This window comes from Janthinobacterium lyxosi (assembly GCF_051380665.1).
Classification (GTDB): domain Bacteria; phylum Pseudomonadota; class Gammaproteobacteria; order Burkholderiales; family Burkholderiaceae_D; genus Janthinobacterium.
The window spans coordinates 166696-190964 of the sequence record NZ_JBNYXM010000001.1; the positions used below are offsets into that span (position 1 = coordinate 166696).

At 63.0% G+C, this 24269-nt stretch carries 25 protein-coding genes; 13 read left to right on the top strand and 12 right to left on the bottom strand.

The window, feature by feature from the left end:
* Positions 1-95 precede the first annotated feature (95 nt).
* A complete protein-coding gene (locus ACQ4WP_RS00820; protein WP_436518223.1) occupies positions 96-686 on the top strand; it encodes an SRPBCC family protein in 591 nt (196 codons plus the stop codon).
* Between the two features lie 4 nt (positions 687-690).
* Here ACQ4WP_RS00820 and ACQ4WP_RS00825 read toward each other — a convergent pair whose 3' ends face one another.
* From ACQ4WP_RS00825 to ACQ4WP_RS00840, 4 genes are all read right to left on the bottom strand, one after another.
* Positions 691-1146, bottom strand: coding sequence for a hypothetical protein (locus ACQ4WP_RS00825; protein ID WP_436518224.1), 456 nt, complete (start codon positions 1144-1146; stop codon positions 691-693).
* A gap of 45 nt (positions 1147-1191) precedes the next feature.
* Complete coding sequence (locus tag ACQ4WP_RS00830; protein ID WP_071079926.1) at positions 1192-1632, bottom strand: DUF2721 domain-containing protein; 441 nt, start codon at positions 1630-1632, stop codon at positions 1192-1194.
* Positions 1633-1744: 112 nt separating this feature from the next.
* Positions 1745-2701 carry a prolyl aminopeptidase gene (gene pip / locus ACQ4WP_RS00835; RefSeq protein ID WP_436518225.1) on the bottom strand — a complete coding sequence of 319 codons (957 nt, stop codon included), beginning with the start codon at positions 2699-2701 and terminating at the stop codon, positions 1745-1747.
* 85 nt (positions 2702-2786) lie between these two features.
* Complete coding sequence (locus ACQ4WP_RS00840; protein WP_010393611.1) at positions 2787-3269, bottom strand: Lrp/AsnC family transcriptional regulator; 483 nt, start codon at positions 3267-3269, stop codon at positions 2787-2789.
* A gap of 153 nt (positions 3270-3422) precedes the next feature.
* On the opposite strand from ACQ4WP_RS00840, the gene ACQ4WP_RS00845 reads away from it, so the two are divergent.
* Positions 3423-4043: a LysE family translocator gene (locus ACQ4WP_RS00845; RefSeq protein ID WP_436518226.1), complete on the top strand. Its 621-nt coding sequence runs from the start codon at positions 3423-3425 to the stop codon at positions 4041-4043.
* On the opposite strand, the gene ACQ4WP_RS00850 is transcribed toward ACQ4WP_RS00845, so the two are convergent.
* From ACQ4WP_RS00850 to ACQ4WP_RS00870, 5 genes are all read right to left on the bottom strand, one after another.
* Positions 3980-5416: a tetratricopeptide repeat protein gene (locus tag ACQ4WP_RS00850; RefSeq protein ID WP_436518227.1), complete on the bottom strand. Its 1437-nt coding sequence runs from the start codon at positions 5414-5416 to the stop codon at positions 3980-3982. The genes ACQ4WP_RS00845 and ACQ4WP_RS00850 overlap by 64 nt on opposite strands.
* A 117-nt stretch (positions 5417-5533) precedes the next feature.
* A complete protein-coding gene (phbB, locus tag ACQ4WP_RS00855; protein ID WP_034752894.1) occupies positions 5534-6274 on the bottom strand; it encodes an acetoacetyl-CoA reductase in 741 nt (246 codons plus the stop codon).
* Positions 6275-6416: 142 nt separating this feature from the next.
* Positions 6417-7595 carry an acetyl-CoA C-acetyltransferase gene (locus ACQ4WP_RS00860; protein WP_426073533.1) on the bottom strand — a complete coding sequence of 393 codons (1179 nt, stop codon included), beginning with the start codon at positions 7593-7595 and terminating at the stop codon, positions 6417-6419.
* A 224-nt stretch (positions 7596-7819) separates the two neighbouring features.
* Positions 7820-8305: a phasin family protein gene (locus ACQ4WP_RS00865; protein WP_436518228.1), complete on the bottom strand. Its 486-nt coding sequence runs from the start codon at positions 8303-8305 to the stop codon at positions 7820-7822.
* Positions 8306-8434: 129 nt separating this feature from the next.
* A complete protein-coding gene (locus tag ACQ4WP_RS00870; protein WP_436518229.1) occupies positions 8435-9343 on the bottom strand; it encodes a LysR family transcriptional regulator in 909 nt (302 codons plus the stop codon).
* 118 nt (positions 9344-9461) lie between these two features.
* Here ACQ4WP_RS00870 and metE point away from each other — a divergent pair, with 118 nt between their 5' ends.
* The 4 genes from metE (at position 9462) to minE (ending at position 13877) form a co-directional block, all read left to right on the top strand.
* On the top strand, positions 9462-11792 hold the full coding sequence (metE, locus tag ACQ4WP_RS00875) for a 5-methyltetrahydropteroyltriglutamate--homocysteine S-methyltransferase (protein ID WP_436518230.1): 2331 nt from the start codon (positions 9462-9464) through the stop codon (positions 11790-11792).
* A 229-nt stretch (positions 11793-12021) separates the two neighbouring features.
* A complete protein-coding gene (gene minC / locus ACQ4WP_RS00880; protein ID WP_436518231.1) occupies positions 12022-12771 on the top strand; it encodes a septum site-determining protein MinC in 750 nt (249 codons plus the stop codon).
* 37 nt (positions 12772-12808) lie between these two features.
* Positions 12809-13624, top strand: a complete 816-nt coding sequence (gene minD / locus ACQ4WP_RS00885) for a septum site-determining protein MinD (protein ID WP_071325832.1) — start codon at positions 12809-12811, stop codon at positions 13622-13624.
* A 1-nt stretch (position 13625) separates the two neighbouring features.
* Complete coding sequence (minE, locus tag ACQ4WP_RS00890) at positions 13626-13877, top strand: cell division topological specificity factor MinE (RefSeq protein WP_071079935.1); 252 nt, start codon at positions 13626-13628, stop codon at positions 13875-13877.
* Positions 13878-13890: 13 nt separating this feature from the next.
* On the opposite strand, the gene ACQ4WP_RS00895 is transcribed toward minE, so the two are convergent.
* Positions 13891-14394: a hypothetical protein gene (locus ACQ4WP_RS00895; protein ID WP_436518232.1), complete on the bottom strand. Its 504-nt coding sequence runs from the start codon at positions 14392-14394 to the stop codon at positions 13891-13893.
* A 168-nt stretch (positions 14395-14562) separates the two neighbouring features.
* On the opposite strand from ACQ4WP_RS00895, the gene ACQ4WP_RS00900 reads away from it, so the two are divergent.
* The 7 genes from ACQ4WP_RS00900 to ACQ4WP_RS00930 all read left to right on the top strand — a co-directional run bounded on the left by ACQ4WP_RS00900 (position 14563) and on the right by ACQ4WP_RS00930 (position 22138).
* Complete coding sequence (locus ACQ4WP_RS00900; protein WP_436518234.1) at positions 14563-15252, top strand: response regulator transcription factor; 690 nt, start codon at positions 14563-14565, stop codon at positions 15250-15252.
* Positions 15253-15344: 92 nt separating this feature from the next.
* Positions 15345-16619: a glutamyl-tRNA reductase gene (gene hemA / locus ACQ4WP_RS00905; protein ID WP_436518235.1), complete on the top strand. Its 1275-nt coding sequence runs from the start codon at positions 15345-15347 to the stop codon at positions 16617-16619.
* A 95-nt stretch (positions 16620-16714) separates the two neighbouring features.
* Entirely contained in the window at positions 16715-17791 is a 1077-nt protein-coding gene (gene prfA / locus ACQ4WP_RS00910; RefSeq protein ID WP_436518236.1) for a peptide chain release factor 1, read from the top strand.
* A 154-nt stretch (positions 17792-17945) separates the two neighbouring features.
* On the top strand, positions 17946-18416 hold the full coding sequence (locus ACQ4WP_RS00915) for a disulfide bond formation protein B (protein WP_436518237.1): 471 nt from the start codon (positions 17946-17948) through the stop codon (positions 18414-18416).
* A gap of 11 nt (positions 18417-18427) precedes the next feature.
* Complete coding sequence (gene prmC, locus ACQ4WP_RS00920; protein WP_436518238.1) at positions 18428-19258, top strand: peptide chain release factor N(5)-glutamine methyltransferase; 831 nt, start codon at positions 18428-18430, stop codon at positions 19256-19258.
* Between the two features lie 215 nt (positions 19259-19473).
* Positions 19474-21075, top strand: coding sequence for a glutamate--cysteine ligase (gene gshA, locus ACQ4WP_RS00925; RefSeq protein ID WP_436518239.1), 1602 nt, complete (start codon positions 19474-19476; stop codon positions 21073-21075).
* 19 nt (positions 21076-21094) lie between these two features.
* The gene (locus tag ACQ4WP_RS00930) at positions 21095-22138 is read left to right on the top strand and encodes a histone deacetylase family protein (protein WP_436518240.1); all 1044 of its coding nucleotides are present in this window, start codon (positions 21095-21097) and stop codon (positions 22136-22138) included.
* Positions 22139-22211: 73 nt separating this feature from the next.
* Here the strand turns inward: ACQ4WP_RS00930 and ACQ4WP_RS00935 are convergent, their stop codons facing one another.
* A complete protein-coding gene (locus tag ACQ4WP_RS00935) occupies positions 22212-22994 on the bottom strand; it encodes a LytR/AlgR family response regulator transcription factor (protein WP_436518242.1) in 783 nt (260 codons plus the stop codon).
* Entirely contained in the window at positions 22981-24246 is a 1266-nt protein-coding gene (locus ACQ4WP_RS00940) for a histidine kinase (protein ID WP_436518244.1), read from the bottom strand. Before ACQ4WP_RS00940 ends, ACQ4WP_RS00935 begins: the two co-directional genes overlap by 14 nt.
* Positions 24247-24269 lie beyond the last annotated feature (23 nt).

The following is a 24269-nucleotide window of genomic DNA, read 5'->3' on the forward strand; positions in this document are numbered from 1 at the left end:
TATTTCTCTAGACCGGGAGTTCTAAATCGCCCGGCGCACTCGCCGGCGATGGGTACAGCTTGTGCCGGGCGCAAGTTTCCCGTAGGCTAGGTAGCATGACGCGCCTCTTCCTCTGCCTGCTGATGCTGTGCACCGTTGCCACCCCGGCGGCAGCACAAGCGCAGATGCAGGTGCTGCGCCTGGACAGGTTGAAGGTCGACGTCAAGCGCATCGAGGTCGACGGGCAACGCATGTATGAAGTCGATGCCAGCGGCAGCGTGCAGGCGCCGCTGGCGTCCGTCTGGAAGACGCTGACCACCTACGAGCGCATGAGCGAATTCGTGCCCGACCTCAGTTCCTGCCGCGTGCTGTCGCGCAACGGCAATGAAGTCATCATCGAGCAGCAGGGCATGGCGCGCTTCCTGTTCATGAACCACGCCATCCACCTGGTGGTGCGGGCCACGGAAACGCCGTTCACGGCCATCGACATCGCCCTCATTTCGGGCGACATGCGGCATTACGAATCGCGCTGGAATTTGTATCCCATCCCCGAGACGGGCGGCACGCGCATCGTCTTCAGCAGCCGGCTGATGCCGGGCTTCTATGTGCCCGGCATGCTGGGCACGACCATGATACGCGGCGATATCGAGCGCATGATGGCGGCCGTGCTGGCCCGCATCGACAGCCAGCATGCCGATAAATCCTGATAAATCAGGCTAAATACGTATCGCGGTCGCGCAGCTCCGCGAAATTTTCCAGGCTGCCCAGTTTTACCGTGACGGGGTTCAAACTGGCCTGCGGCTGCATCGAGCGCCAGGCGAACAGCCATTCCTGCTCGGGCGCTTCGGCGCGCGTCTTGGTGAAGGCGGCGCCCAGGGCCGCGCGCTGGCCATATTCGACGATGCCGTCGATGCCGGCCCAGCTGGGCAAGGTGCGCTGCACGGCGCGGTGCAGGCGTTCGCCGAATTCTTCCGTATTGTGGATGATCAAACAGGCGTCGGCCGGGGCGAACAGGTCGAACAGTTGCTTGTCCCACACTTGCGAAAAACTGAGGGTCAGGCAATTGCCCGCCGGCTCCAGGCGGAACTGACCCAGGCTCAAGGCCAATTCGAGCTCGCTGCGCTGGCCGTAGCGGTGCAGGGTGGGGGGGCGTTTGTAATCGTGCATGCTTGACTCGTTCTTAATATGGAAGGTAAAACCGGCGCGGCCCGCCTAGCGGGGTGGGCGGATATGGCGCCGGATGCGCTGGGCGGTGGCGGCCAGGTAAATCTCGCGCAGCAGATAGGTGAAACAACCGATCAGGCAGATCACGGCCAGCACGAAGAACACGGCGATGTATTTATCCAGCGTCAGGTTCATAATATCGCCCAGAAACAGCATGGCGATGATGATGCAGACAAAGAAACCGCACGCCGTGCTCAGGGAGATCGAATAATTGATCAAATGGGTACGCGTATAGAGCGTATCTAACTCATCCATGTAGAAATCGTTGTAGCCGATGTCGAGCCGGTCTTCCAGCACGCGCGTGCGGTCGATGATGCGGCCCAGGCGGTTGGTCAGCACGACCAGCATGGTGCCAATACCTGTCAGCAGGAAGACCGGCGCAATCGCCAGCTGGATGATATGGCCGATGTCGCCGATCTGTATGTTCATGGGTAAAAAAAGGTAAGGTCGCACTGCCGCCCGCGGAAGGCGGCGGCACAGGCGCTAGTGTAGCAGGTGGCGCACGCCGGCAGGCCGCTTTGCCGCCAGGCAGACCCTGCCGTCATGCGAAGCCGCGCCCCGGGGCGAAGCGTTCGGTGGCGCGCACCAGCGCCGAAGCGATGCCGTGCTCGAGCGCGCCATGGCCCGCGTCCGGGATCATGTCCAGCTGCGCGCCGGGCCAGGCCTTGTGCAGGCGGTAGGCCGACAGCGGTGGGCAAATGGCGTCGTAGCGTCCCTGCACGATGACGGCCGGCAAATGCGCGATGCGCCCCATGTTGCGGATCAGCTGGTCTTCCTCGAAGAAACCGAGATTGGCCATGTAATGCGATTCGAGCCGGCCTACGCCCAGGTCCAGCGCATCGTTCGGCGCATCTTCCGGCTGCGGCATCAGGTACACGCGGCGCCCCTCGAAGCGGCTCCAGGCGCGCGCGGCGGGCCAGTACACGGCGGGGTCGCTGCTGAGGATGCGTTGCACATAGGCGGCCAGCAGGTCGCCCCGTTCCTCTGGCGGAATGGGGGCGGCAAATTCTTCGTACAGTTCCGGATAAAACCAGCGCACGCCGTCGATGAACCAGTCGATCTCCGCCTGCGTGCAGAGGAAAATGCCACGCAGCACGAAACCGAGGCAAGCTTCGGGATGCGCCTGGCCATACGCCAGCGCCAGGGTCGAGCCCCAGGAGCCGCCAAACACCAGCCATTGGGCGATGCCGAACTGGGCGCGCAGCACTTCGATATCGTCGATCAGCAGCTGCGTCGTGTTGTTGCGCCATTCGCCCAGCGGCGTGGACTTGCCCGCACCGCGCTGGTCGAACAGGATCACGCGGTAGCGTTGCGGATCGAAGAAGCGGCGGTGCTGCGGCGACAGGCCCGCGCCGGGGCCGCCATGCAGGAACAGCACGGGAATGCCATCGGGATTGCCACACTCTTCCCAGTAAATGGTGTGGATGTCATCGACCGCCAGCATGCCGTGCCGGTTCGGCGACAGGACGGGAAACAGGGGCGACAGGGAATCGGGCATGGCGGTCCTCGTAGACGGTCTGAAAACCAGGCGGCGGATGCCTGGCAAAGACCCAATTATAGTGCGATAGTGCGCCCCCGGCGCCTCAGGCCAGCGGCAAGGGCAGGCGGTTCGACGACTTGATTTCGCGCATCGACAGGCTGGACTGGATTTCCGCCACGCCGGGCAGGCGGCGCAGCACGGTCGAAACGAATTCGCCATACGCTTCCAGGTCGCGCGCCACTACTTGCAGGAAATAATCGGCTTCGCCCGCCACATTGTGGCACGACAATATCTCGGGAATCGTGGCGATGGCTTGCTCGAACTGCGAGGGCTGCTCGCCGCCATGGTTGGCAAACACGACCCGTACAAACGCCACCAGGCCGATGCCCAGCTTCTTGCGATTGAGCAAAGCCTGGTAGCCGGTGATGAAACCTTCTTCTTCCAGGCGGCGCAAGCGGCGCCAGACGGGGGTTTCGCTGAGCTTCAAGCGCTCGGCCAGGCGCGCGTTGGACAGCCGTCCTTCATCCTGCAACAGCCTGAGTATCTGCAAATCGGTGGCATCGAGGCTAACTTCTGAAATTTTCATCTATTTTTTGTTTTTATAGGAGTGGAATCTACCCGAATACTAGGGCATGCAGGGCAGGAAAAGCAAGCACATTTCATCACAGCAAGAACATAATGGGGCCCGGCGAGCAGGCTGCACCGTGCGCCTGCTCCCGTTTTCTTTTCGACTGACTGCATGTCCGATTCTACCTTCCTGATGTACCTGCTGGCACTGGCCGGCGCCTTTTTATTACCGGGTCCCGACATGGCGCTGGTGCTGGCGACAGGCGCCGCGCGCGGCGTGGCCACGGCGCTGGTGACGGCCCTGGGCATCGCCGGTGCGCGCGCGGTGCACGTGGCGCTGTCGGGCGCGGGCCTGGCGGCGCTGATGGTGACGCATCCGCAAGCCCTGCAGTGGGTCAAATGGGCGGGTGCCGCGTATCTGTTGTACCTGGCGCTGCGCTTGCTGCAGTCGGCCCTGTCGAAAAAAACGGCACAGGAAGAAGCCGCCCCCGCTACGGCGCACAGCCCCCGCGCCAGTCTGGTGCGCGGCTTCCTGACCAATCTGCTCAATCCGAAGGCACTGCTGTTTTGCAGCATGTTCCTGCCGCAATTCGTCACCGGCAGCGACAGCGTCGGCATGCAATACCTGCGCCTGGGCGCCGTCCTGGTGCTGGTGGGCCTGCTGTTCGACGCCGTGTACGCCGTGCTGGCCGCGCGCCTGGCGCGCCGCCTGCGCGGCAAACCTTCGCCTTACGGCAAGTTCGTGCTGCCTTCCGTCTTCGTGCTGCTGGCCGGACGGCTGGTGCTGGGCTGAACTTTCGGCTGAACCGGCGCGCCATCGGTAAAGAAGGCGGGATAGTCACTCAGCAGGTCGCGCTCAAGATTGTTGACCTTGCGAAATTGCCGCAGCGACGACGCCATGGCCCGGCCCGCATCCCAGCTGCGCCAGGCGTTCGGCGCATCAAATTGTGCCAGCAAGGCGTCACCCAGGTCCTGGTACACGGCCGCCATCTGCGGTTTTGCCTGCAGCACTTGCAGATACAGCGCAGTCGCTTCCGGCCATTGCCCCAGCTTGGCGCGCAAATTCCCTTCGAACAAGGCCAATACGGGCTGATCCCGCCCCGCTTGCGTCCTTAACTCCTGCACCGTCACCAGCGCGGCCGCGATGCCGGCCTGGTCCTTGACCAGCAGGCCCCGCGTCAAGTCATGGATGGGCTCGCACTCCTGCATGGCCATTTGCTGCTGGGGCGTGAGTTTGTCGACCAGCGCGCCCGTGGAAAAATGGTCTTCCAGCATGCTCAAAAAAGCCTCGAAGGGCTTCTCTGCCGCAAACAGGCGTTCCGCTTCGGCCCGCAGTGCCGGATGCGCCTGGGCTCCCAGCGGCGGCAACAGCGCCGCCTGCGCCAGCACTCTGTCGAGTGGGGACGCATCGGCCGCCAGCGGACGTGGCCGGTACGCGGCCAGGGAATACGTGGCAGGCGCGTCCATGACAAGCCGGTTGATGCGGAAATGGCGCGTGACCTTGCCGCCCACTTCCTGGTAGTGCAAGGTGAAGTCGGCGGGAATGCGCTTGCCATCGGCCAGCATCTTCAGCACCAGCGGATGGCCGCCCCAGGTGTAGCGCAAGTACTGGGCAAACGCCGCGGCATCGTCGCCGCTGGCGGGGCTGCCAGCAATCCCCAGGCGCAGCAGCGGCTGCTCGTCGAGCGACCACAGCACGGCGCCGTCGAGCACCTGCGGCGCCAGTGCGCCGCGCCGCCTTGCCGCCGGCACGGACAGCGATTGCTCCTCATACACGCGCGGCGTGACGTGGGCCTGCAGGCCGCCAGCCTGGAGCGCGCCAGCCATACCCTTGCGGTGCCCGATCTCGATATGCCGAAAGCCCGCCACGTCGAACAGCGAATACGTGTCGTAGGTGGACGCCGCCGTATTGATCATGTAGCGACGGCGCGTGGCAAAATCGAGCACGGACAAGCTCTTGCCCTCACGCACGCTCAGGTAATGCGGGCCCAGCACGACATCGCTGTCCTGCGTATCGCGCGCGGGCAGGCTGGTGTTCACGCCGGGCTTGTTGACGCGCTCGGTAATCACAGTGACGTGGAACGCGACGCTGGCCTGGGCCGCGCTGGCGCCCAGGAAAAGGATGGCGGCCACGCTGGCGCGACGCAAGGCAGGAAAGAGGGTCATGGGGATAATGCCGTGGAGAAATGCTGATTCTAAGGCAAAGCATGCACCCCGCCTGTTTTGCTTGCCAGTATAAAAAAAGACAGCCGCAGCTGTCTCTCTGTTGTACCTCAATACCGATTACGACATGTGCTGGCCGCCGTTGATCGAGATATTCGCGCCCGTGACGAACGCTGCCTCATCGGAAGCCAGGTAGGCTACCAGGCCAGCCACTTCTTCCGGCTTGCCCAGGCGCGCCATCGGAATTTGCGGGATGATTTTGCTGTCGAGCACTTCCTGCGGAATCGCCATGACCATCTTGGTGCCGATGTAGCCTGGCGAAATGGTATTGACGGTGACGTTCTTGCGCGCCACTTCCAGCGCCAGCGACTTGGTGAAACCGTGCATGCCGGCTTTCGCGGCCGAATAGTTGGTCTGGCCGAAAGCGCCCTTCTGACCATTCACGGACGAAATATTGATGATGCGGCCCCAGCCGCGTTCCACCATGCCGTCGCAGACGGGCTTGGTCATGTTGAAGACGGAATCGAGGTTGGTGCTCATCACGGCATCCCAGTTCGGCTTGTCCATCTTCTTGAACGTCATGTCGCGCGTGATGCCGGCGTTATTCACCAGCACGTCGACAGGACCGATTTCCGCTTCCACGGCAGCCACACAGGCAGCCGCCGAATCGTAGTCGGCCACGTCGCACGGATACGCCTTGAAGTCATAGCCCATGTCCTTGGTCGTCGCCAGCCATTCCGCGACCTTCGGATTGCCTGGAGAATAGGTCGTGACCACGCGATAGCCGAGCGCCGCCAGCTTGAAACAGACTGCTTCGCCCAGACCACCCATGCCACCAGTTACCAATGCAACTCTTGCCATTTTCATCCCCTCAGTGTCGTTCTGCTGCTAAAAAGTTAATTATTTAATGGAAGTTATCCAAAACTGCCGCGTGACGGCGGTGAACCGCAGCGAACCCCGCTGTCACGCACTGCGCGCGACAGCCCGGGTTCGGCGCTAGCGATTAGTCCCGCTCAATCGCCAGGGCGACGCCCATGCCGCCGCCGATGCACAATGCGGCCAAGCCTTTCTTGGCGTCGCGGCGGATCATTTCGTGGATCAGGGTGACCAGGATGCGCGCGCCGGAGGCGCCGATCGGGTGGCCGATGGCAATCGCGCCGCCGTTCACGTTGATCTTGCTGGTATCCCAACCCATTTCCTTGTTGACGGCAATCGCTTGCGCGGCAAACGCTTCGTTGATTTCCATCAAGTCCAGCTCTTCATGCGTCCAGCCGGCTTTTTTCAGGCACAAACGCGAGGCGGAGACAGGGCCCATGCCCATGACGGCCGGGTCCAGGCCCGACGAGGCGTAAGCCTTGATGCGCGCCAGCGGCTTCAAGCCCAGTTCCTTCGCTTGCGAAGCGGACATCATGATGACGGCGGCGGCGCCATCGTTCAGGCCCGAGGCGTTGCCGGCCGTGACGGTGCCGTCCTTGGCGAACGCGGGGCGCAGGCCGGTCAGCGATTCCAGGGTCGAACCGGGCTTGATGTATTCGTCGCTGTCGAAGACCACGGTGCCTTTTTTGTTGGCGATTTCCAGCGGCAGGATTTCATCCTTGAACTTGCCCGCCTTTTGCGCCGCTTCCGCCTTCAATTGCGACTGCAGCGCGAATTCATCCTGCTCGGCGCGCGTCACTTCGTATTTCTTGGCGACGTTTTCCGCCGTGATGCCCATGTGGTACTGGTTGTACACGTCCCACAGGCCGTCGACGATCATGGTGTCGATCATCTTGAAGTCGCCCATGCGGAAACCGTCGCGCGAGCCGTTCATGGCGTGCGGCGATGCGCTCATGTTTTCCTGGCCGCCGGCGATGATGATGTTGGCGTCGCCGCACTTGATCGCTTGCGCCGCCAGATGCGTAGCCTTCAGGCCGCTGCCGCATACCTTGTTGATGGTGAATGCCGGGATGGAGCTGGGCAGGCCTGCCTTGATGACAGCCTGGCGCGCGGCGTTCTGGCCGACGGCAGCCGTCAGCACCTGACCCAGGATCGCTTCGCCGATCAGGTTCGGGTCGATGCCGGTTTGTGCCAGCAAGCCCTTGATTACGTGCGCGCCCAGTTCGGACGCAGGAATCTTGGCCAGACTGCCACCGAATTTTCCGACTGCGGTACGGCCGGCGGCCACGATTACGACATCATCCATTTATTTCTCCGATATGCAGGCCACGAAGGCCAAGGTCAAGGTCAAGGTGTTAATAGAATCCAATGAATCCGAATTCGGGAAGACACAGCAAGCTGTGTTTCATTCTAGCGTGGCATGCGCCACAGTTCCAGCACCGCACCGCAGACGGCAGCGATGGCAGTCTACCCTGCGATGGCGGCAGGCGGCCCGGCGCGGCGGATAGCCGCTGCCGGGCCGCAACGCGCCTACGTTTGACGAACGGGACGCGTGTTTTTATTTTTATCATACCCTTCATCGGCGCCGCCGAAAGTGGTTTTTAGAAAATTATTGAAGGGAATAATCAGGGGCACGGGCGTTTGCTTTACCACCTGCAACAGCTCGCCAAATTTTTGACGCGATGCAGCAAACTCACCCTTTGTCACAGTGTCGAATTTCTCATGGGTTTCTTGAGCAACATCCTTTGCCTGGCGGCCATATGCACCGATGCGTTCGATGGCCAGTTGCGACTGCGTGCGCGACAGTTGCAGCAGCGCTTGCGTATCCTTCACGGACAGCAGCTGATTGCCCGCCACCGTAGCGGCCGCCAGCGCCGCACGGCCCGCATCGATCTGCCAATCGAGCACGCTGGCACCGCTGTCGACCGCAGCCTGGAGATACGCTTGCGCACTGCTCAACTGTGCTTCCACCACGGCCTTGCCGGCGCGTGCCCATTGTTCCGAAAATGAAAACATATCGTTCCTCTCCAAAGAGTAGGCGGCGCCATGTTGCGCCGCACAGTGCTCAACTGTAAGCGGTGGTTCATTGCTAAACCTTGATATTTATCAAGCTTTCCTGTTGGTTTGTTTCCAAGTCAACGTTGATCAGGACAACAACTTGATACCGTCGAGCGAGGCCGCGCACTGTTCGCGTATCACGCTGACGAAATCGCGCACATACGCCTTATCCTGCAACGGCTCCGGCACGGACACGTACAAATCGCTCCACAAGCCGTGCTCACCCACCGGGCGCGCCACCACATAATCGTAATCGACGTAGTTCTTGATGGCCCAGTTCGGCAAGGCGGCGATGCCGCGCCGGCTCGCCACCAGCTGCAGCACGGCCACCGTCAGCTCGGCCGTGCGGCGTTCAAACTGGATGCCGGCGGGCCGCAGCACTTCGCGGATCAGATCGATGCGCTCTTCCGGCACGGGATAGGTGATCAGGGTCTCGCCCGTAAAGTCGGCCGCCACCAGCCGGCGCTGCGCCTGCAGCCGGTGCTTCTGCGCCATCACCACCAGCATTTCAAAGCGGAACAAGGGAAACACGGTGAAATCGGGGCCATACGGCGAGCCGATCACCAGATCGGCCTCGCCCGAGCGCAGCAGCTCCGCCGGTTCGCTGTGAAAGCCCGACACCAGGTCGATTTCCACCTCAGGCCAGCGCTGGCGGAACGCATCCATCACGGGCATCAGCCAGTCGAAGCAGGTATGGCATTCGAGCGCCACGCGCAGCTGCCCCTTGTCGCCCTGCGACAGGCGCGCCACGTCGCGCTCGGCCAACTCGATCTCGGGCAGCAGCTTGTCGGCCAGCTCCAGCAGCCGGCTGCCCGTGGCCGTAAAGGCGATCGGCATCGACTTGCGCTCGAACAAGGGCGCCTTGTAGCGCTCTTCCAGCAAACGGATCTGGTGCGACAGGGCCGACTGGGTCAAATTGAGCAGCTGCGCAGCGCGCACCAGGCTGCCGGAGGAACGCAAGGCACTCAGGGTGCGCAGGTGACGGATTTCTAGCATCGGGAAAATGGGTGATGTGCGTGAATTATTTTCATGTTATTCGTCAAAAGGTTTCGTTTTGATTATAGACCAAGTTGCCGCACACTCTAGCGCATTCACATTAAATCTCGATGACATCATGACCATTCGTACCCACATCCTTGGCTTTCCCCGTATCGGCGCCGCGCGTGAACTGAAATTGGCGCTGGAAAGCCACTGGCGTGGCGAGGTGTCCGAGGCCGCCCTGGAAGCCACGGGCCAGCAACTGCGGGCGCGCCACTGGGCGCTGCAACGCGACGCCGGGCTGGCCTACGTTACCGTGGGCGACTTCGCCCTGTACGACCAGGTGGCCAACCATATCCAGCTGCTGGGCTGCGAACCGGCGCGTTTCAATTTCGCGCCAGAGCAGTCGCCCCTGTCGCGCTATTTCACGATGGCGCGCGGCAACGACAACCATGCCGAACACGCCGCTTGCAGCCACGGCCACACCAACGGCCATGAGCAGCATGAACACGCCGCCGGCAACCACGCGCTGGAAATGACCAAGTGGTTTGACACCAACTACCATTACCTGGTGCCCGAATTGTCGCCGCAGACCCAATTTTCGCTGGCCTGCGAGCGCCTGCTGGCGGAAGTGGCCGAAGCGCAGGCGCTGGGCCACCAGGTCAAGGCGGCCCTGATCGGCCCCCTCACATTCCTCTGGCTGGGCAAGGAAAAGACGCCGGGCTTCGACCGTCTGGCCCTGCTGGAACAATTGCTGCCCGTCTACGGCGCCCTGCTCGACCGCCTCAAGCAGCAAGGCGTGAGCTGGGTGCAGCTCGATGAACCGATCCTGGGCCTGGACTTGCCCAACACCTGGCGCAGCGCCTTCGAAAGCACGTACTGGCAGCTGAACCAGGTGGGCGTGAATATCCTGCTGGCCACGTATTTCTCGCCGTTGGAAGAAAACCTCAGCCTGACCTGCCGCCTGCCCGTGGCCGGCCTGCACGTGGATGGCATCCGCGCGCCGCACGAGCTGATCAGCGTGACCGACTGGCTGCCCGCGCATAAAGTCTTGTCGATCGGCATCGTCGACGGACGCAATATCTGGCGCACCGACCTCGACGCAGCCCTCGCCGTGCTGCAGCCGCTGGCGGCCAAGCGCAACGGCCACCTGTGGCTGGCGCCCTCATGCTCGCTGCTGCACGCACCGTTCAGCCTGGAAGCCGAAACAGATCTCGATGGCGAAATCCGGACCTGGCTGGCGTTTGCCACGGAGAAACTGACGGAAATTTCGCTGCTGAAGGACGCGCTGGCCGGCCATTCCGACGACGACGCGCTGGCAATGTCTCGTCTGGCCATCGCAGGGCGGCGCGCCAGCCCCCGCGTCCACCGTGCATCGGTCACGCAGCGCCTGCAAGCGCTCACGCCCAGCGTGGACCGCCGCGATTCCAGCTTCCCGCAGCGCCAGAGCGTGCAGCGCGCACGCCTGCGCTTGCCCGACTTCCCGACGACGACCATCGGCTCCTTCCCGCAGACGGCGGCCATCCGCGCCGCCCGCGCCCGCCATAAACGGGGCGAACTGGCCAGCGCCGAGTATGAAAACCAGATGCGCGCCGAAATCGCCCACGCCGTGGAGCGCCAGGAAGCGCTGGGCCTGGACGTGCTGGTGCATGGCGAGGCGGAACGCAACGACATGGTCGAATACTTCGGCGAACAATTGGACGGGTTCATCTTCACGCGCCTGGGCTGGGTGCAATCGTACGGCTCGCGCTGCGTCAAGCCGCCCATCATCTACGGCGACGTGCAGCGCCCGGCCGCCATGACGGTGGCCTGGACGGTGCACGCGCAAAGCCTGACGAATAAACCCATGAAGGGCATGCTGACGGGCCCCGTCACGATCCTGCAATGGTCGTTCGTGCGCGACGACCAGCCGCGCGCCAGCACGGCGCTGCAGCTGGCCCTGGCCATCCGCGATGAAGTCTTGGACCTGGAAACGGCCGGCATCGGCATCATCCAGATCGACGAGCCGGCCATCCGCGAAGGCTTGCCGCTGCGCCGCGGCCAGTGGGATGCCTATCTGAACTGGGCCACGCGCACCTTCCGCATCGCCGCTTCCGTGGTCAAGGACACGACGCAGATCCACACGCACATGTGCTATGCGGAGTTCAATGACATCCTGCCGCACATCGCCGCCATGGACGCCGATGTGATCACGATAGAAACGAGCCGCTCGGACATGGAACTGCTGACGGGCTTTGGCCGGTTCCAGTATCCGAACGAAATCGGCCCCGGCGTGTACGACATCCACTCGCCGCGCATCCCCTCGACGCCCGACATGGTGAAATTGCTGAAAAAAGCCAGCACCGTGATTCCATCGGCCAACTTATGGGTGAACCCGGACTGCGGCTTGAAGACGCGGGGCTGGGCGGAAACGGAAACGGCGTTGCGCAATATGGTCGCGGCGGCACAGCAGATGCGCGCGGCTTGATCCAGGACAGCGCCGTCAGGGCGCATGTCCGGCTGCTTGCGGGGCGGTGCACCGGTTTTCCGGGGCGCCGCCCTTGTTTTTTGACAAGAAGTCACTGTTGCCCTGCGGAATAGCACACTCCAGGTCCCTGACGGTGATTTTTTTGCAGTAGAATGCAAGAAATTTACTGCTCCCCATTGTTGCCGTACGGAACAGTTGGCCTGCCGCAGTTTCACTTTGATAAATGTTTATGTCCAAAAGCCCGTCGCAGAAGCCTATCGAAATCAAGATTTCCACCGTCGTTGCTGTCTCCGCCATTATGCATAGCGCCGATACGCAGGCACTCGATGCCGCCTTGCGCGACATGACGGGGGGCGTGGCGGACTTTTTCGAGGACGACCTGGCCGTGCTGGACGTGGCTGCCTTGCCGCCCGGCAGCATGCCCATCGACTGGGCCGCCCTCGTGGCCCTGCTGAAAAAATACCGCTTGAATGCCGTGGCCGTGCGCAATGCGCCGGCCGAGATGCATGACGCCATCCTGGCGCAAGGCTTGAGCCTCGACAGCGGCAAGACGCGCGACGATGCGCCACCCAAGGATGGCCCGAAGGATAGCGCCACGGCGGCCGCCCAGGCGGGAGCCGAAGCGCAAGTGATGGTGATCGACACGCCCGTGCGGGCCGGCCAGCGCATTTACGCGCGCGGCTGCGACCTGATCATCACGGCTGTCGTCAACAATGGCGCCGAAATCATCGCCGACGGCAGCATCCACGTGTATTCCTCGCTGTATGGCCGCGCGCTGGCCGGCGCCTCGGGCAATGCCCAGGCGCGCATCTTTGCGCTGGCCATGGAACCGGAACTGGTCTCGATCGCCGGCGTATACCGCACGTTCGAGGATGGTTTCCCCGCAGAAATGGCGCGCGGACCCGCGCAAATTCGTTTGGCTGGAGACAGAATCGATATACACTCTGTCAATCCGGTCACTCCCGTGAACCGCTCTTAAGCTGCACAATTCAAGAGATATCTGAAAAGGATTATTTGTGGCAAGAATTATTGTTGTGACGTCCGGCAAGGGCGGTGTCGGCAAGACGACCTCTAGCGCCAGTTTTTCCACTGGCCTGGCCATGCGCGGCCACAAGACAGCCGTGCTCGACTTCGACGTGGGCCTGCGTAACCTCGACCTGATCATGGGTTGCGAGCGCCGCGTCGTCTACGACCTGATCAATGTGATCAACAAGGAAGCAACGCTGAACCAGGCCTTGATCAAGGACAAGCACTGCGACAACCTGTTCATCCTGCCCGCCTCGCAAACGCGCGACAAGGATGCCCTGTCGGAAGAAGGCGTGGAACGCGTGTTGAACGACCTGATCAACATGGGCTTCGAGTTCATCATCTGCGATTCGCCGGCCGGTATCGAGCATGGCGCGCTGATGGCGCTGACGTTTGCCGACGAAGCCATCATCGTCACCAACCCGGAAGTGTCATCGGTGCGCGATTCGGACCGCATCCTGGGCATCCTGCAAGCCAAGTCGCGCCGCGCGCAGACGGGCGGCGAGCCGGTCAAGGAACATTTGCTGATTACCCGCTACTCGCCAAAACGCGTGGAATCGGATGAAATGCTGTCCTACCAGGACGTGCAGGAAATCCTGCGCATCCCGCTGGTGGGCATCATTCCGGAATCGGAACAAGTGCTGGCCGCCTCGAACCAGGGCAATCCCGCCATCCATTTCAAGGGGACGGACGTGGCGCAAGCCTATGAAGACGTGGTCTCGCGTTTCCTCGGCGAAGATGTCGAGTTGCGCTTTACCAACTATGAAAAGCCTGGATTACTCCAGCGCATTTTTGGGGCGAAGTGATATGGCCTTGCTTTCTTTCCTGTTCCCCCCCAAGCCGAAGACGGCCACCGCAGCCAAGGAACGCCTGCAGATCATCATCGCCCGCGAACGCAGCGGCCGCGGTGGTCCGGACTTCCTGCCCGCCCTGCACAAGGAATTGATCGCCGTCATTTCCAAGTACACCAAGGTCAATGCCGACGACATCAAGATCTCGCTGGACCGCCAGGGCAACCTGGAGGTGCTCGACGTCAACGTCGTGCTGCCGGACGCGTAAAGCCTGATCCGGTCTAATCCGGCCTCACCGCAAGCAATTCCTGCGCCACCGCGGCGCAGGCATTCACGTGCTGGTTGCCGATCTGGCGGAACACGGCGTAGCCGATGGCTGCCGCCACCGCCTGGCCGGCAAACGGCACGAAGCGCGCCACCTGCTTGGTGGCAATCTTGACGCCACTGCGCTTGAGCAGGTGGAGGATCAGTTCGCGCGATACCAGCTTCCCTACCAGCATGCCTCCCATGCCCACTGCCGCGCGGTAGGCCATCATTTTGAACTGCGGGTTGAGGCGCTCGATCTGTTCGGGCGTGAGGCCGAATTCGTGGTTGATATCATTGATCAGCATGGAAAACAGCCCGACATCCGACATCAGGTCGATGCCGGGAATGGGGATGGCCGAGGCGCCCGCCGACATCATGGCACGCCGCTGCACCAGGCGCCGGCAACGCTCGCGCACTTGCTCGATTTCGGCACGACTGGCCGGTATCAGGGTCCAATCGGTGCTGCTCTTGTCTGCCATGCGCATTTCTCCACTAGTAGGGATAGATGAACAAGTGTAACGTAAAGAATGTGGCTGCTGATTTCACTGGACACAGTTGCAATCTCTGTTATATTTCACTTGAGCATTCCTTAACATTACGATAAGCAGAGCGGACCGTCTGTTTGTTGCTACACATTCCAGCCCATTATGCGAATTGCCGTACTCGATAGCGATCATAGTCAGGCAGAACTGATCTGCCAGGTGCTCACCGCCGCCGGCCACGCTTGCCACGAGTTTCAGAGTGGCAAGGAAATGCTGGGGCAATTGCGCAAGGACAGTTGCGACATGCTCATCCTCGACTGGCATGTGAGCGATCTGGATGGCGCGGAAGTATTGCGCCGTGCCCGGGAAAAACTGGCGCCGAAGGCGCCCGTGTTGTTTATGACCAACAGCTCGGGCGAAGACGATGTGGTGGCCGGCATGACGGCGGGCGCCGACGACTACATGATCAAGCCCTTGCGGCGCAGTGAGCTGACCTTGCGCACCCAGGCGCTGCTGCGTGTGGCCTACCCGGCGCAGAATGGCGCCGAGTACTTGCAATTCGGTCAGTACACATTTGAAACCCGCCCCGGCCGCCTGCTGCGCGACGGCGAAGTGCTGGACGTAACGCACAAGGAATTCGCCCTGGCGCTGCTGTTTTTCCGCAACCTGGGCCGTCCCCTGTCGCGCGCCTACATCCATGAATCCGTGTGGCAGCGCGACACGGCCCTGCCCTCGCGCACCATGGATACCCACGTCTCGCGCGTGCGCAACAAGCTGCAGCTGAAACCCGAACACGGCTACCGCCTGGTGCCCGTCTACAGTTATGGTTATCGCCTGGAAAAACTGGGCGGGTGACGTCCACGCATCCGGACGAAAACAGACGAACTGCTCAAAGAGCGGGCACAAGGCGCTATAATGTCGGCATAAGAATTCCCAACAGCCCTGAAATGCAACTGCTCGCCGTCGGCCTCAACCATACCACCGCCCCAGTGTCGCTCCGCGAACAGCTGGCGTTTGCGCCTGAGCATCTGGGTCAGGCGGTGATGGCGGCGCGTACCTGGTTCCAGCGCATCGACCTGCGCGACAACGACGAAGCGGCCATCCTCTCGACGTGCAACCGCACCGAGCTGTATGCGGCCAGCCATGTACCCAATCCGCTCGACGCGGGTGCGCATTTCCTGGCCGATTATCACAAGCTCAACTACAGCGAGCTACGCCCCCATTTGTATATGTTGCCGCAGCACGATGCCGTGCGCCACACCTTCCGCGTCGCCTCCGGGCTGGACTCGATGGTGCTGGGCGAAACGCAGATCCTGGGGCAAATCAAGGATGCCATCCGCACGGCCGACGAGGCCGGCGGCCTGGGCACGTATCTGCACCAGTTGTTCCAGCGCAGCTTTTCCGTCGCCAAGGAAGTGCGCAGCAGTACGGAAATCGGCGCCCACAGCGTTTCCATGGCGGCCGCCGCCGTGCGCCTGTCGCAGCGCATCTTCGACAAGATCGCCGAGCAGAACGTGCTGTTCATCGGCGCCGGCGAAATGATTGAATTGTGCGCCACGCACTTTGCGGCGCAAAACCCGAAAAGCATCACCATTGCCAACCGCACCATGGAGCGGGGCGAAGAGCTGGCGCACCGCTTCAATGGCAAGGCCATCCGCCTGGCCGACCTGCCAGAAATGCTGCACCAGTTCGACATCGTCATCTCGTGCACGGCGTCATCCTTGCCGCTGCTGGGCCTGGGCCTGGTCGAGCGCGCCATCAAGGCACGCCGCCACAAGCCCATGTTCATGGTCGACCTGGCCGTGCCGCGCGACATCGAATCGGAAGTGGGCCGCCTGAACGACGTCTTCCTGTACACGGTCGACGACCTGGGCAAGGTCGTGCAGACGGGCCTGGAAAGCCGCCAGGCGGCCGTGGCGCAAGCCGAGGTCATCATCGAGACGCGCGTGCAGTCCTTCATGAGCTGGGTCGACGACCGTGCCATGGTGCCCGTCATCCAGCATTTGCATGAGAACAGCGAAGCGCTGCGCCTGATGGAAGTGGAACGGGCGCGCAAGATGCTGGCCAAGGGCGCCGACATCGATGCCGTGCTGGAAGCGCTGTCGAAAGGCTTGACGGCCAAGTTCCTGCACGGTCCACAGCAGGCGCTGCACCATGCGCAGGGCGACGAGCGCAAGCAGCTGGTCACCCTGCTGCCGAAACTGTTCCGCCCCCGCCGTTAGCGCAGCCCCGCTGGCCGCCCGCGCGGCCGCCCCCTGCCCGTCTGCCGGGCCGGCCGGACCCGCACCATCCCTACACTCTTTTACCGCGAATCGCTATGAAACCATCCATGCTGGGCAAACTCGATCAACTGGCGAACCGCCTGGTCGAACTTGACGAACTGTTGATGCACCCGGACGCCACGTCGAACATGGATAGCTACCGCAAGATGACGCGCGAGCATGCCGAACTGGGCCCGCTGGTGGCCCTGTACCATTCCTACCAGGAAGCGGGCAACGATATCGCCACGGCGCAAGAGATGCTGGGCGACCCGGACATGAAGGAATTCGCACAGGAAGAGATCGAGGCGGCGAAAACCACCATGGCGCGCCTGGAACGCGAATTGCAAACCATGCTGCTGCCGAAGGATGTCAATGACGAGCGCAATATCTTCCTGGAAATTCGCGCCGGCACGGGCGGCGATGAATCCGCCCTGTTCGCCGGCGACCTGCTGCGCATGTACTCGCGCTTTGCCGAGCGCAACCGCTGGCAAGTGGAGCTGGTGTCGTCGTCCGACTCCGACCTGGGCGGCTACCGCGAAGTGATCGTGCGCGTGGTCGGCAACGGCGCGTATTCAAAGCTGAAATTCGAGTCGGGCGGCCACCGCGTGCAGCGCGTGCCGGCCACGGAAACGCAAGGCCGCATCCACACCTCCGCCTGCACGGTGGCCGTGATGCCGGAAGCGGACGAAGTGGAAGACGTCAACATCAACCCGGCCGACCTGCGCATCGACACCTACCGCGCCTCGGGCGCGGGCGGACAGCACATCAACAAGACGGATTCGGCCGTGCGCATTACCCACTTGCCCACCGGCATCGTCGTCGAATGCCAGGATGACCGCAGCCAGCACAAGAACAAGGCGCAAGCGATGAAAGTGCTGGCCGCCCGCATCAAGGACGTGCAATTGCGCGAGCAGCAGTCAAAGGAAGCGGCCACGCGCAAGAGCCTGATCGGCTCGGGCGACCGCAGCGAGCGCATCCGTACTTATAATTTCCCGCAAGGCCGGCTGACGGATCACCGCATCAATTTGACCTTGTATAAACTGGACTTCATCATGGATGGGGATTTGATGGACTTGACGAATGCGCTGGCGGCTGAACACCAGGCCGAGCTTTTAGCCGCGCTGGGCGATTAACGGCTGGGGTCAGACCCTCTCCACCGCTGACGGCAGATCAAGCGTCGGCGCAAGCGGGGGTCTGACCCCGGGGCTTAAGTAGCGGCTAAGCAATAAAAATCCGGCCTTGTGCGAAAATGGCCAGCTCGATTCCATCCACCTTACCGTGTCGCCCATGAAAAATTCACGCACCGTCCTCCTGTTGATCGCCGCCCTGTGTTTCCTGATGCTGGGCGTGGCCATGTATTTGCAGCATGCCATGAACATGGCGCCGTGCCCGCTGTGCGTGATCCAGCGCTACCTGTTCCTCGCCATCGGCATCGCCTGCCTGGCTGGCGCGGCGGCCAACCGGCCGAAAATCGGCGCCGGCATCGGTGTGTTGGCAGCCTTGGGCGGCCTGGGCGTGGGCGCCAAGCATTTATACGTACTGGCGCACCCCGGCTTCTCGTGCGGCATCGACCCGGTGGAAACGGCGCTGAACAAGATTTTCACGGCGCAAGTCATGCCCTTCATGTTTGAATCGTATGGCGCCTGCGAAAACGCCGGCGTGCCGTTTTTCGGCCTGTCCATTCCACAATGGGCGTTCATCTGGTTTGCCATTTTTAGCGTCGGCCTGCTGTGGACCTTGCTGCGCCGTCAGAAATAATTGAAAGCACCATGCCAGAAACACTGATCCCCGCCGGCAGCACTGTCGGCGCCCTGCAAATCCGTCCGCTGCTCGACCCGCTCGACAACCGCATCCTGCTGGGCCACGCGCTGGGCTTGTCGCGCGTCTCGCTGATCACACAATCGGAGCGTGTGCTCACTAACGAAGAAGCCGAGCGCTTATCCGCCTTGCTGGCACGCCGCCTGCAAGGCGAGCCGATCGCCTATATCGTCGGCCAACGCGAATTTTTCGGCCTGCCGTTCGAAGTCAACGACGCCGTGCTGATTCCCCGCCCCGACACGGAAGTGCTGGTGGAACTGGCGCTCGAGCGCCTGCCGCCCGGCGGACGCGTGCTCGACATGGGCACGGGCAGCGGCGCCATCGCCGTCGCGCTGGCGTACACGCGCCCCGACGCCGTCGTCACGGCCCTGGATGTGAGCAGCGCGGCGCTGGCCGTGGCGCGCCGCAACGCCAGCGCCAACGGCGTCAACATCACCTTCATGGCCAGCGACTGGTTCGAAGCGCTGGGCACGGAAAAGTTTGACCTGATCGTCTCGAATCCCCCCTACATCGCCAGCGGCGACCGCCACCTGGCCGAAGGCGATTTGCGCTTCGAGCCGGCCGGTGCGTTGACCGACCACGCCGATGGCCTGTCGGCCCTGCACACCATCGTCTCCGGCGCCGCGCGCCACCTGGCGTCAGGCGCCTGGCTGCTGATGGAACACGGCCATGACCAGGCGACATCCGTGCGCGGCTTGCTGGCCGATGCCGGCTACAGCAAAGTGCAGAGCTGGCGCGACCTGGCCGGCATCGAGCGCGTCAGCGGCGCCCGCCTCGGCTGAGCACGACAAGCTGCGCAAAGCTTGACCCGGCGGCGCGCCAGATGCTCCGCAGTTTGTTAAAATATCAAGCGAATTCCTGACCGAAGCGCCGCCCCCATTCCCTGGGGCGGACGCTGGCGACGCGGCGTTTTTTGGGCCGGCGCCGACGCATTTGCCAAAATTCGGTTAATCTCAGCACAAATTATTTATCTGCTGCACAAGAAAGGAAGCTCAAATTGCCCAACCTGTTGACTCGCCGCCTGGCATTGCTGACCGAAGATGCCAACCGCGCGCTGCTGGGCGGCTTGCGCGGCATCGAGCGTGAAACCCTGCGCGTCGACCATGCCGGCCATCTGGCTTCCACGCCCCACCCCGCCGCCCTGGGCTCGGCGCTGACGCACCCTGAAATCACCACCGACTACGCCGAAGCGCTGCTCGAATTCATCACCCCGGCCGAACAAGACATCGCCGTCACGCTCGACAAGCTCGATACCGTGCACCGCCACGCCTACAGCCGCTTGGGCGACGAGTTGCTGTGGAGCCAGTCGATGCCCTGCCAGCTGCCGCCTGAAGCGGACATAGCGATCGCCAACTACGGCAGCTCGAACATGGGCATGCTCAAACACGTCTACCGGCGCGGCCTGGCCTTGCGCTACGGCAAGGCCATGCAATGCATCGCCGGCATCCATTACAACTATTCGCTCGACGAACAGCTGTGGCAAGTGCTGGCCAGCCATCCGGACACCAGCGCCAGCCCGACGCAGGCAGCTGCCTCGCCGAAAGACGTGCAGTCGGAAAGCTACCTGGCGACGATCCGCAATTTCCGCCGCTACAGTTGGCTCCTGATGTACCTGTTCGGCGCCTCGCCGGCCCTGTCCACCGGTTTCCTGCGCGGCCGCGCGCACAAGCTCGACACCTTGTCCGACGACACCCTGTTCCTGCCGTATGCCACCAGCCTGCGCATGAGCGACCTCGGTTACCAGAACGATGCCCAGTCCGGCCTGCGCCCGCACGAAAACAGCCTCGATGATTACGTCAACGCCCTGACGCACGCCGTCAACGACCCGTATCCGCCGTATGCGGCGCTGGGCACGAAAAAAGATGGCGAGTGGATTCAATTGTCCACCAACGTGCTGCAGATCGAAAATGAATACTATTCGACCATCCGCCCGAAGCGCGTGATCCGCACTGGCGAGCGCCCCATCCAGGCCCTGTGCCTGCGCGGCGTGCAATACATCGAAGTGCGCTGCATGGATGTCGATCCGTTTGAACCGGTCGGCATCAGCCTGGAAACGGGTCGCTTCCTCGACGCCTTTTTGCTGTTCTGCGCGCTCGACGACAGCGCGCCCATCTCGGCCGAGCAAAGCGCCTGCTACACGCACAATTTTGCCCGCACCGTCAAGGAAGGCCGCACGCCGGGCCTGATCCTGCGCCGTGACGGCGAAGAAATCACCCTGCAGGCGTGGGGCGAGGAACTGCTGGCGCGCATCGCCCCCGTGGCGGCCCTGCTCGACGCGCGCCAGGGCGGCACGGCACATGCGGACAGCCTGGCGGCGCAGGCGGCCAAGCTGGCCGACCCGGATGCGACGCCATCGGCGAAGGTATTGGCCGAGCTGCGCGCCAACGGCGGCTCCTTTGCCGCCTTCGGCCTGCGCCAAAGCGAGCGTCACGCCGACTACTTCCGCGCGCAGCCGCCCACATCCGAGCAAAGCGCGTACTTCGACGGGCTGGCCGCCAGCTCGCTGGCCGAGCAGCGCGCCATGGAAGCAGCGCCCGCCGGCAGCTTCGACGATTTCGTCGCCGCCTACCGCGCCAGCACCCTGTGTTCGCACACCTGACCTTGCGCAAAATGCCCCGATGCTGACCTTCTACAATGAATTGCACAGCCAGCACCGGGGCCGCTTCGAAATGTTTCGCGGCACCATGGTGCCCTGCTTCGAGACGCCCGAGCGGGCCGACATGGTGGTGGCCGAACTGGGACGGCGCAACCTGGGCCGCATCGTCACGCCGCACGGCGTTCCCCTGACGTCACTGGAGCGCATCCACACGCCCCGCTACCTGCATTTTTTGCGCCACGCCTGGCACGACTGGCTGGCGCTCGATCCCGACAACGCGGGCAAGGACGCGCTGCCATCCGTGTGGCCCGTGCGCACCTTGCGCAGCGACATCGAACCGGACGACTTCACGGCCAAGCTGGGACTGTACTCGATGGACAACGGCACGCCGCTGACCGCCGGCACCTGGACGGCGGCCAAGACGGGCGCCGACTGCGCCGTCAATGCGGCCCATGCGCTGCGGCTGGGCGAACGGGCGACGTTTGCCCTGACGCGCCCACCGGGCCACCATGCGGGCAGCGATTTCTTTGGCGGCTACTGCTTCCTCAACAACGCGGCCCTGGCCGCGCAGCATTTGCTCGACGACGGCGCGCGCAAGGTCGCCATCCTCGATATCGATTACCACCACGGCAACGGCACGCAAAGCATTTTCTATGCGCGCAACGACGTGCTGTTCTCCTCCATCCACGCCGATCCGCGCAGCGAATATCCGTTTTATCTGGGACACGCCGATGAAACGGGCAGCGGCGCCGGCACGGGCTACAACGTCAACCTGCCGCTGCCGGCCGGCAGTTCCACGGCCAGCTGGTTCGCCGCGCTGGAAACGGCCTGCCTGCGCATCAATATGTACGCGCCCGACGCGCTGGTGGTGTCGCTTGGCGTCGACACCTTCGTTGGCGATCCCCTTTCGCACTTCGCCCTGCAAAGCGGCGACTACCTGCGCGTGGGCGAACGCCTGGCGCATCTGAACCTGCCTACCGCCTTCATCCTCGAAGGCGGCTATGCGGTGAAGGAGCTGGGCATCAATGTGGTGAATGTCCTCGAAGGTTTTGAAACCGCGGAGTAACTAGTGGGGTCAGACCCTCAACACCGCTAACGTCAAGCTCAGTGCCAACACAAACGGGGGTCTGACCCCGGCTCTACATATTGCGAAACAAGCTCATGAACGGCTGGCTCACGGCCAGGGTTTCCGGCCGCGTTTTCAGGCGCAAGACGCCGCGTCCCACCTCGTCGCGCGTGACCGCCGCCACCATCTTCATGTTGACGATGGTGGAACGGTGAATCTGTTTGAAAATGGCTGGGTCTAGCACGTCGAGCAATTCGCGTATCGGCTTGCGCAGCAACGCCTCGCCGTCCGCCGTCATGACGGCCGTGTACTTGGTATCGGACTGAAAATAGGCGATGTCTTCCACCATGATCAGGCGCGTATCCTTGCCGCTGCTGGCCGTCAGCCACACCAGCGGCGGCGACTTGGCGGCCGCTGGCAAGGCGCTGCTCAATCGCTGCAGCAGGCCGGCCAACGCGCCGTCGCCCGCCTGGGCCTTGCCGGCGCGCGCCTGCAGGCGCTGCAAGGTCGCTTGCAAGCGCTCACGGGCTATGGGTTTCAATAAGTAATCGACGGCGCCGTTGTCGAAGGCATCGATCGCGTACTGGTCGTAGGCGGTGACGAACACCACCTGGGTGCCGGGACTGGCCTCGAGCGCACCGGCCGCCACTTCCAGCCCCGTCAAGCCCGGCATGCGGATATCCAGGAAGGCGACGTCGGGTCGCAGGGTGGCGATGGCGTCGAGCGCCGTGCCGCCGTCGTCGCAGGCGGCGACGATGCGCAGTGCCGGCCACTCTTCAGCCAGCAAGGCCACCAGCGCATCGCGCAGCAGGGTTTCGTCTTCGGCGATGACGCAGCTCATCTCAGGCTGATGCATACGAGGCTCCTTGCGCCGTGCTGTCAGGCACCGTGATGGTGGCCGTCACGCCATCGGGGAAATTGGCGACAATGGCAAACGCGGCGGCATTGCCGTAGGTCAGGCGCAGGCGTTCGCGCACATTGCGCAAGCCAATCCCGGTGCCGGCGCCGTCGTCACTGAAGCCCTTGCCGTCGTCGGCCACCGTGACGATCACCGTGCCATCGCCGCTGCGCGCCATGATCCAGATGGTGCCGCCGCCACTCTTCGGCTCCAGGCCGTGCTTGATGGCGTTTTCCACCAGGGTTTGCAGCATCATCGGCGGCAGCTCCGCCTGGCGCAGGTATTGCGGTACCTCAATCTGCAGGTTCAGGCGCGCGCCCATGCGGATTTTCAGGATATCGAGATAGGCGCGCGCCCGTTCCAGCTCCGTGCCCAGGGTCGACATGGCTTGCTCCGTGCGTGGCAGCGAATGGCGCAGATACAAAATCAGGTTGCCCAGCATTTCGTCGGCGCGCACGGGATCGCTGCGCGTGAGCAGCTGCGCGCTGGCCAGGGTGTTGTACAGGAAGTGCGGCTCCACCTGCGCATGCAACAGGCTCAGCTTGGCCACCGTGAGTTCCTTTTCCGTCACCGTCTGGCGCGCCTCGGCCTGCTCGCCGCGCCGGCGCTGCGCCACGCGGCGCGTCATCGCCCGCGTCACCGCTTCCGCGTTTTCCAGATTGCTGCCATGGTCGACGAGGAACCAGTCGGTCCAGGCATTGCGCGCCGGTTCGCAGATCAGCGTCACGCTGCCCGCTTCGCCATTCGGCGTGACGGTGGCGAGGATCTGGTTCGGCCGCGGCTCCAGAAAACCCAGCAGGCGCATGCGGGGCAAGCCCGTGTGCGTGTAGGGCGCCGCACGGCGCACTCTAGCCTGCACCTGCAGGCTGTCGCGCGCGCTTTCGACCACTTCGCTACCCGGCAGTTCGCGGATGGCCGCGTCGATCATGTCGAACGCCTCGCCCGCCTCGAACGGGATCTCGATCTGGCGCCGCTGACGGCTCGACAGGGTGCTGGCATTGACGGCGCCGGCGATCAGGCGCACGCGCCGCACATGCGAAAACGCATTCGTGATGACGGCGCTGGCCAGCAGCGCGCCGACGATGACAAAGAAGCCTTCCGTATGCCCGAAAATAAACCGCAGGAAGTTCTCGACCAGGAGGACGGTGGCGATGATGTACGTGAGCATCGTGGCCAAGGTGAGGCGCAGGATAAAGAAGAAGCTAGTCATGATTTTTCCCTGGAACGTAGAAG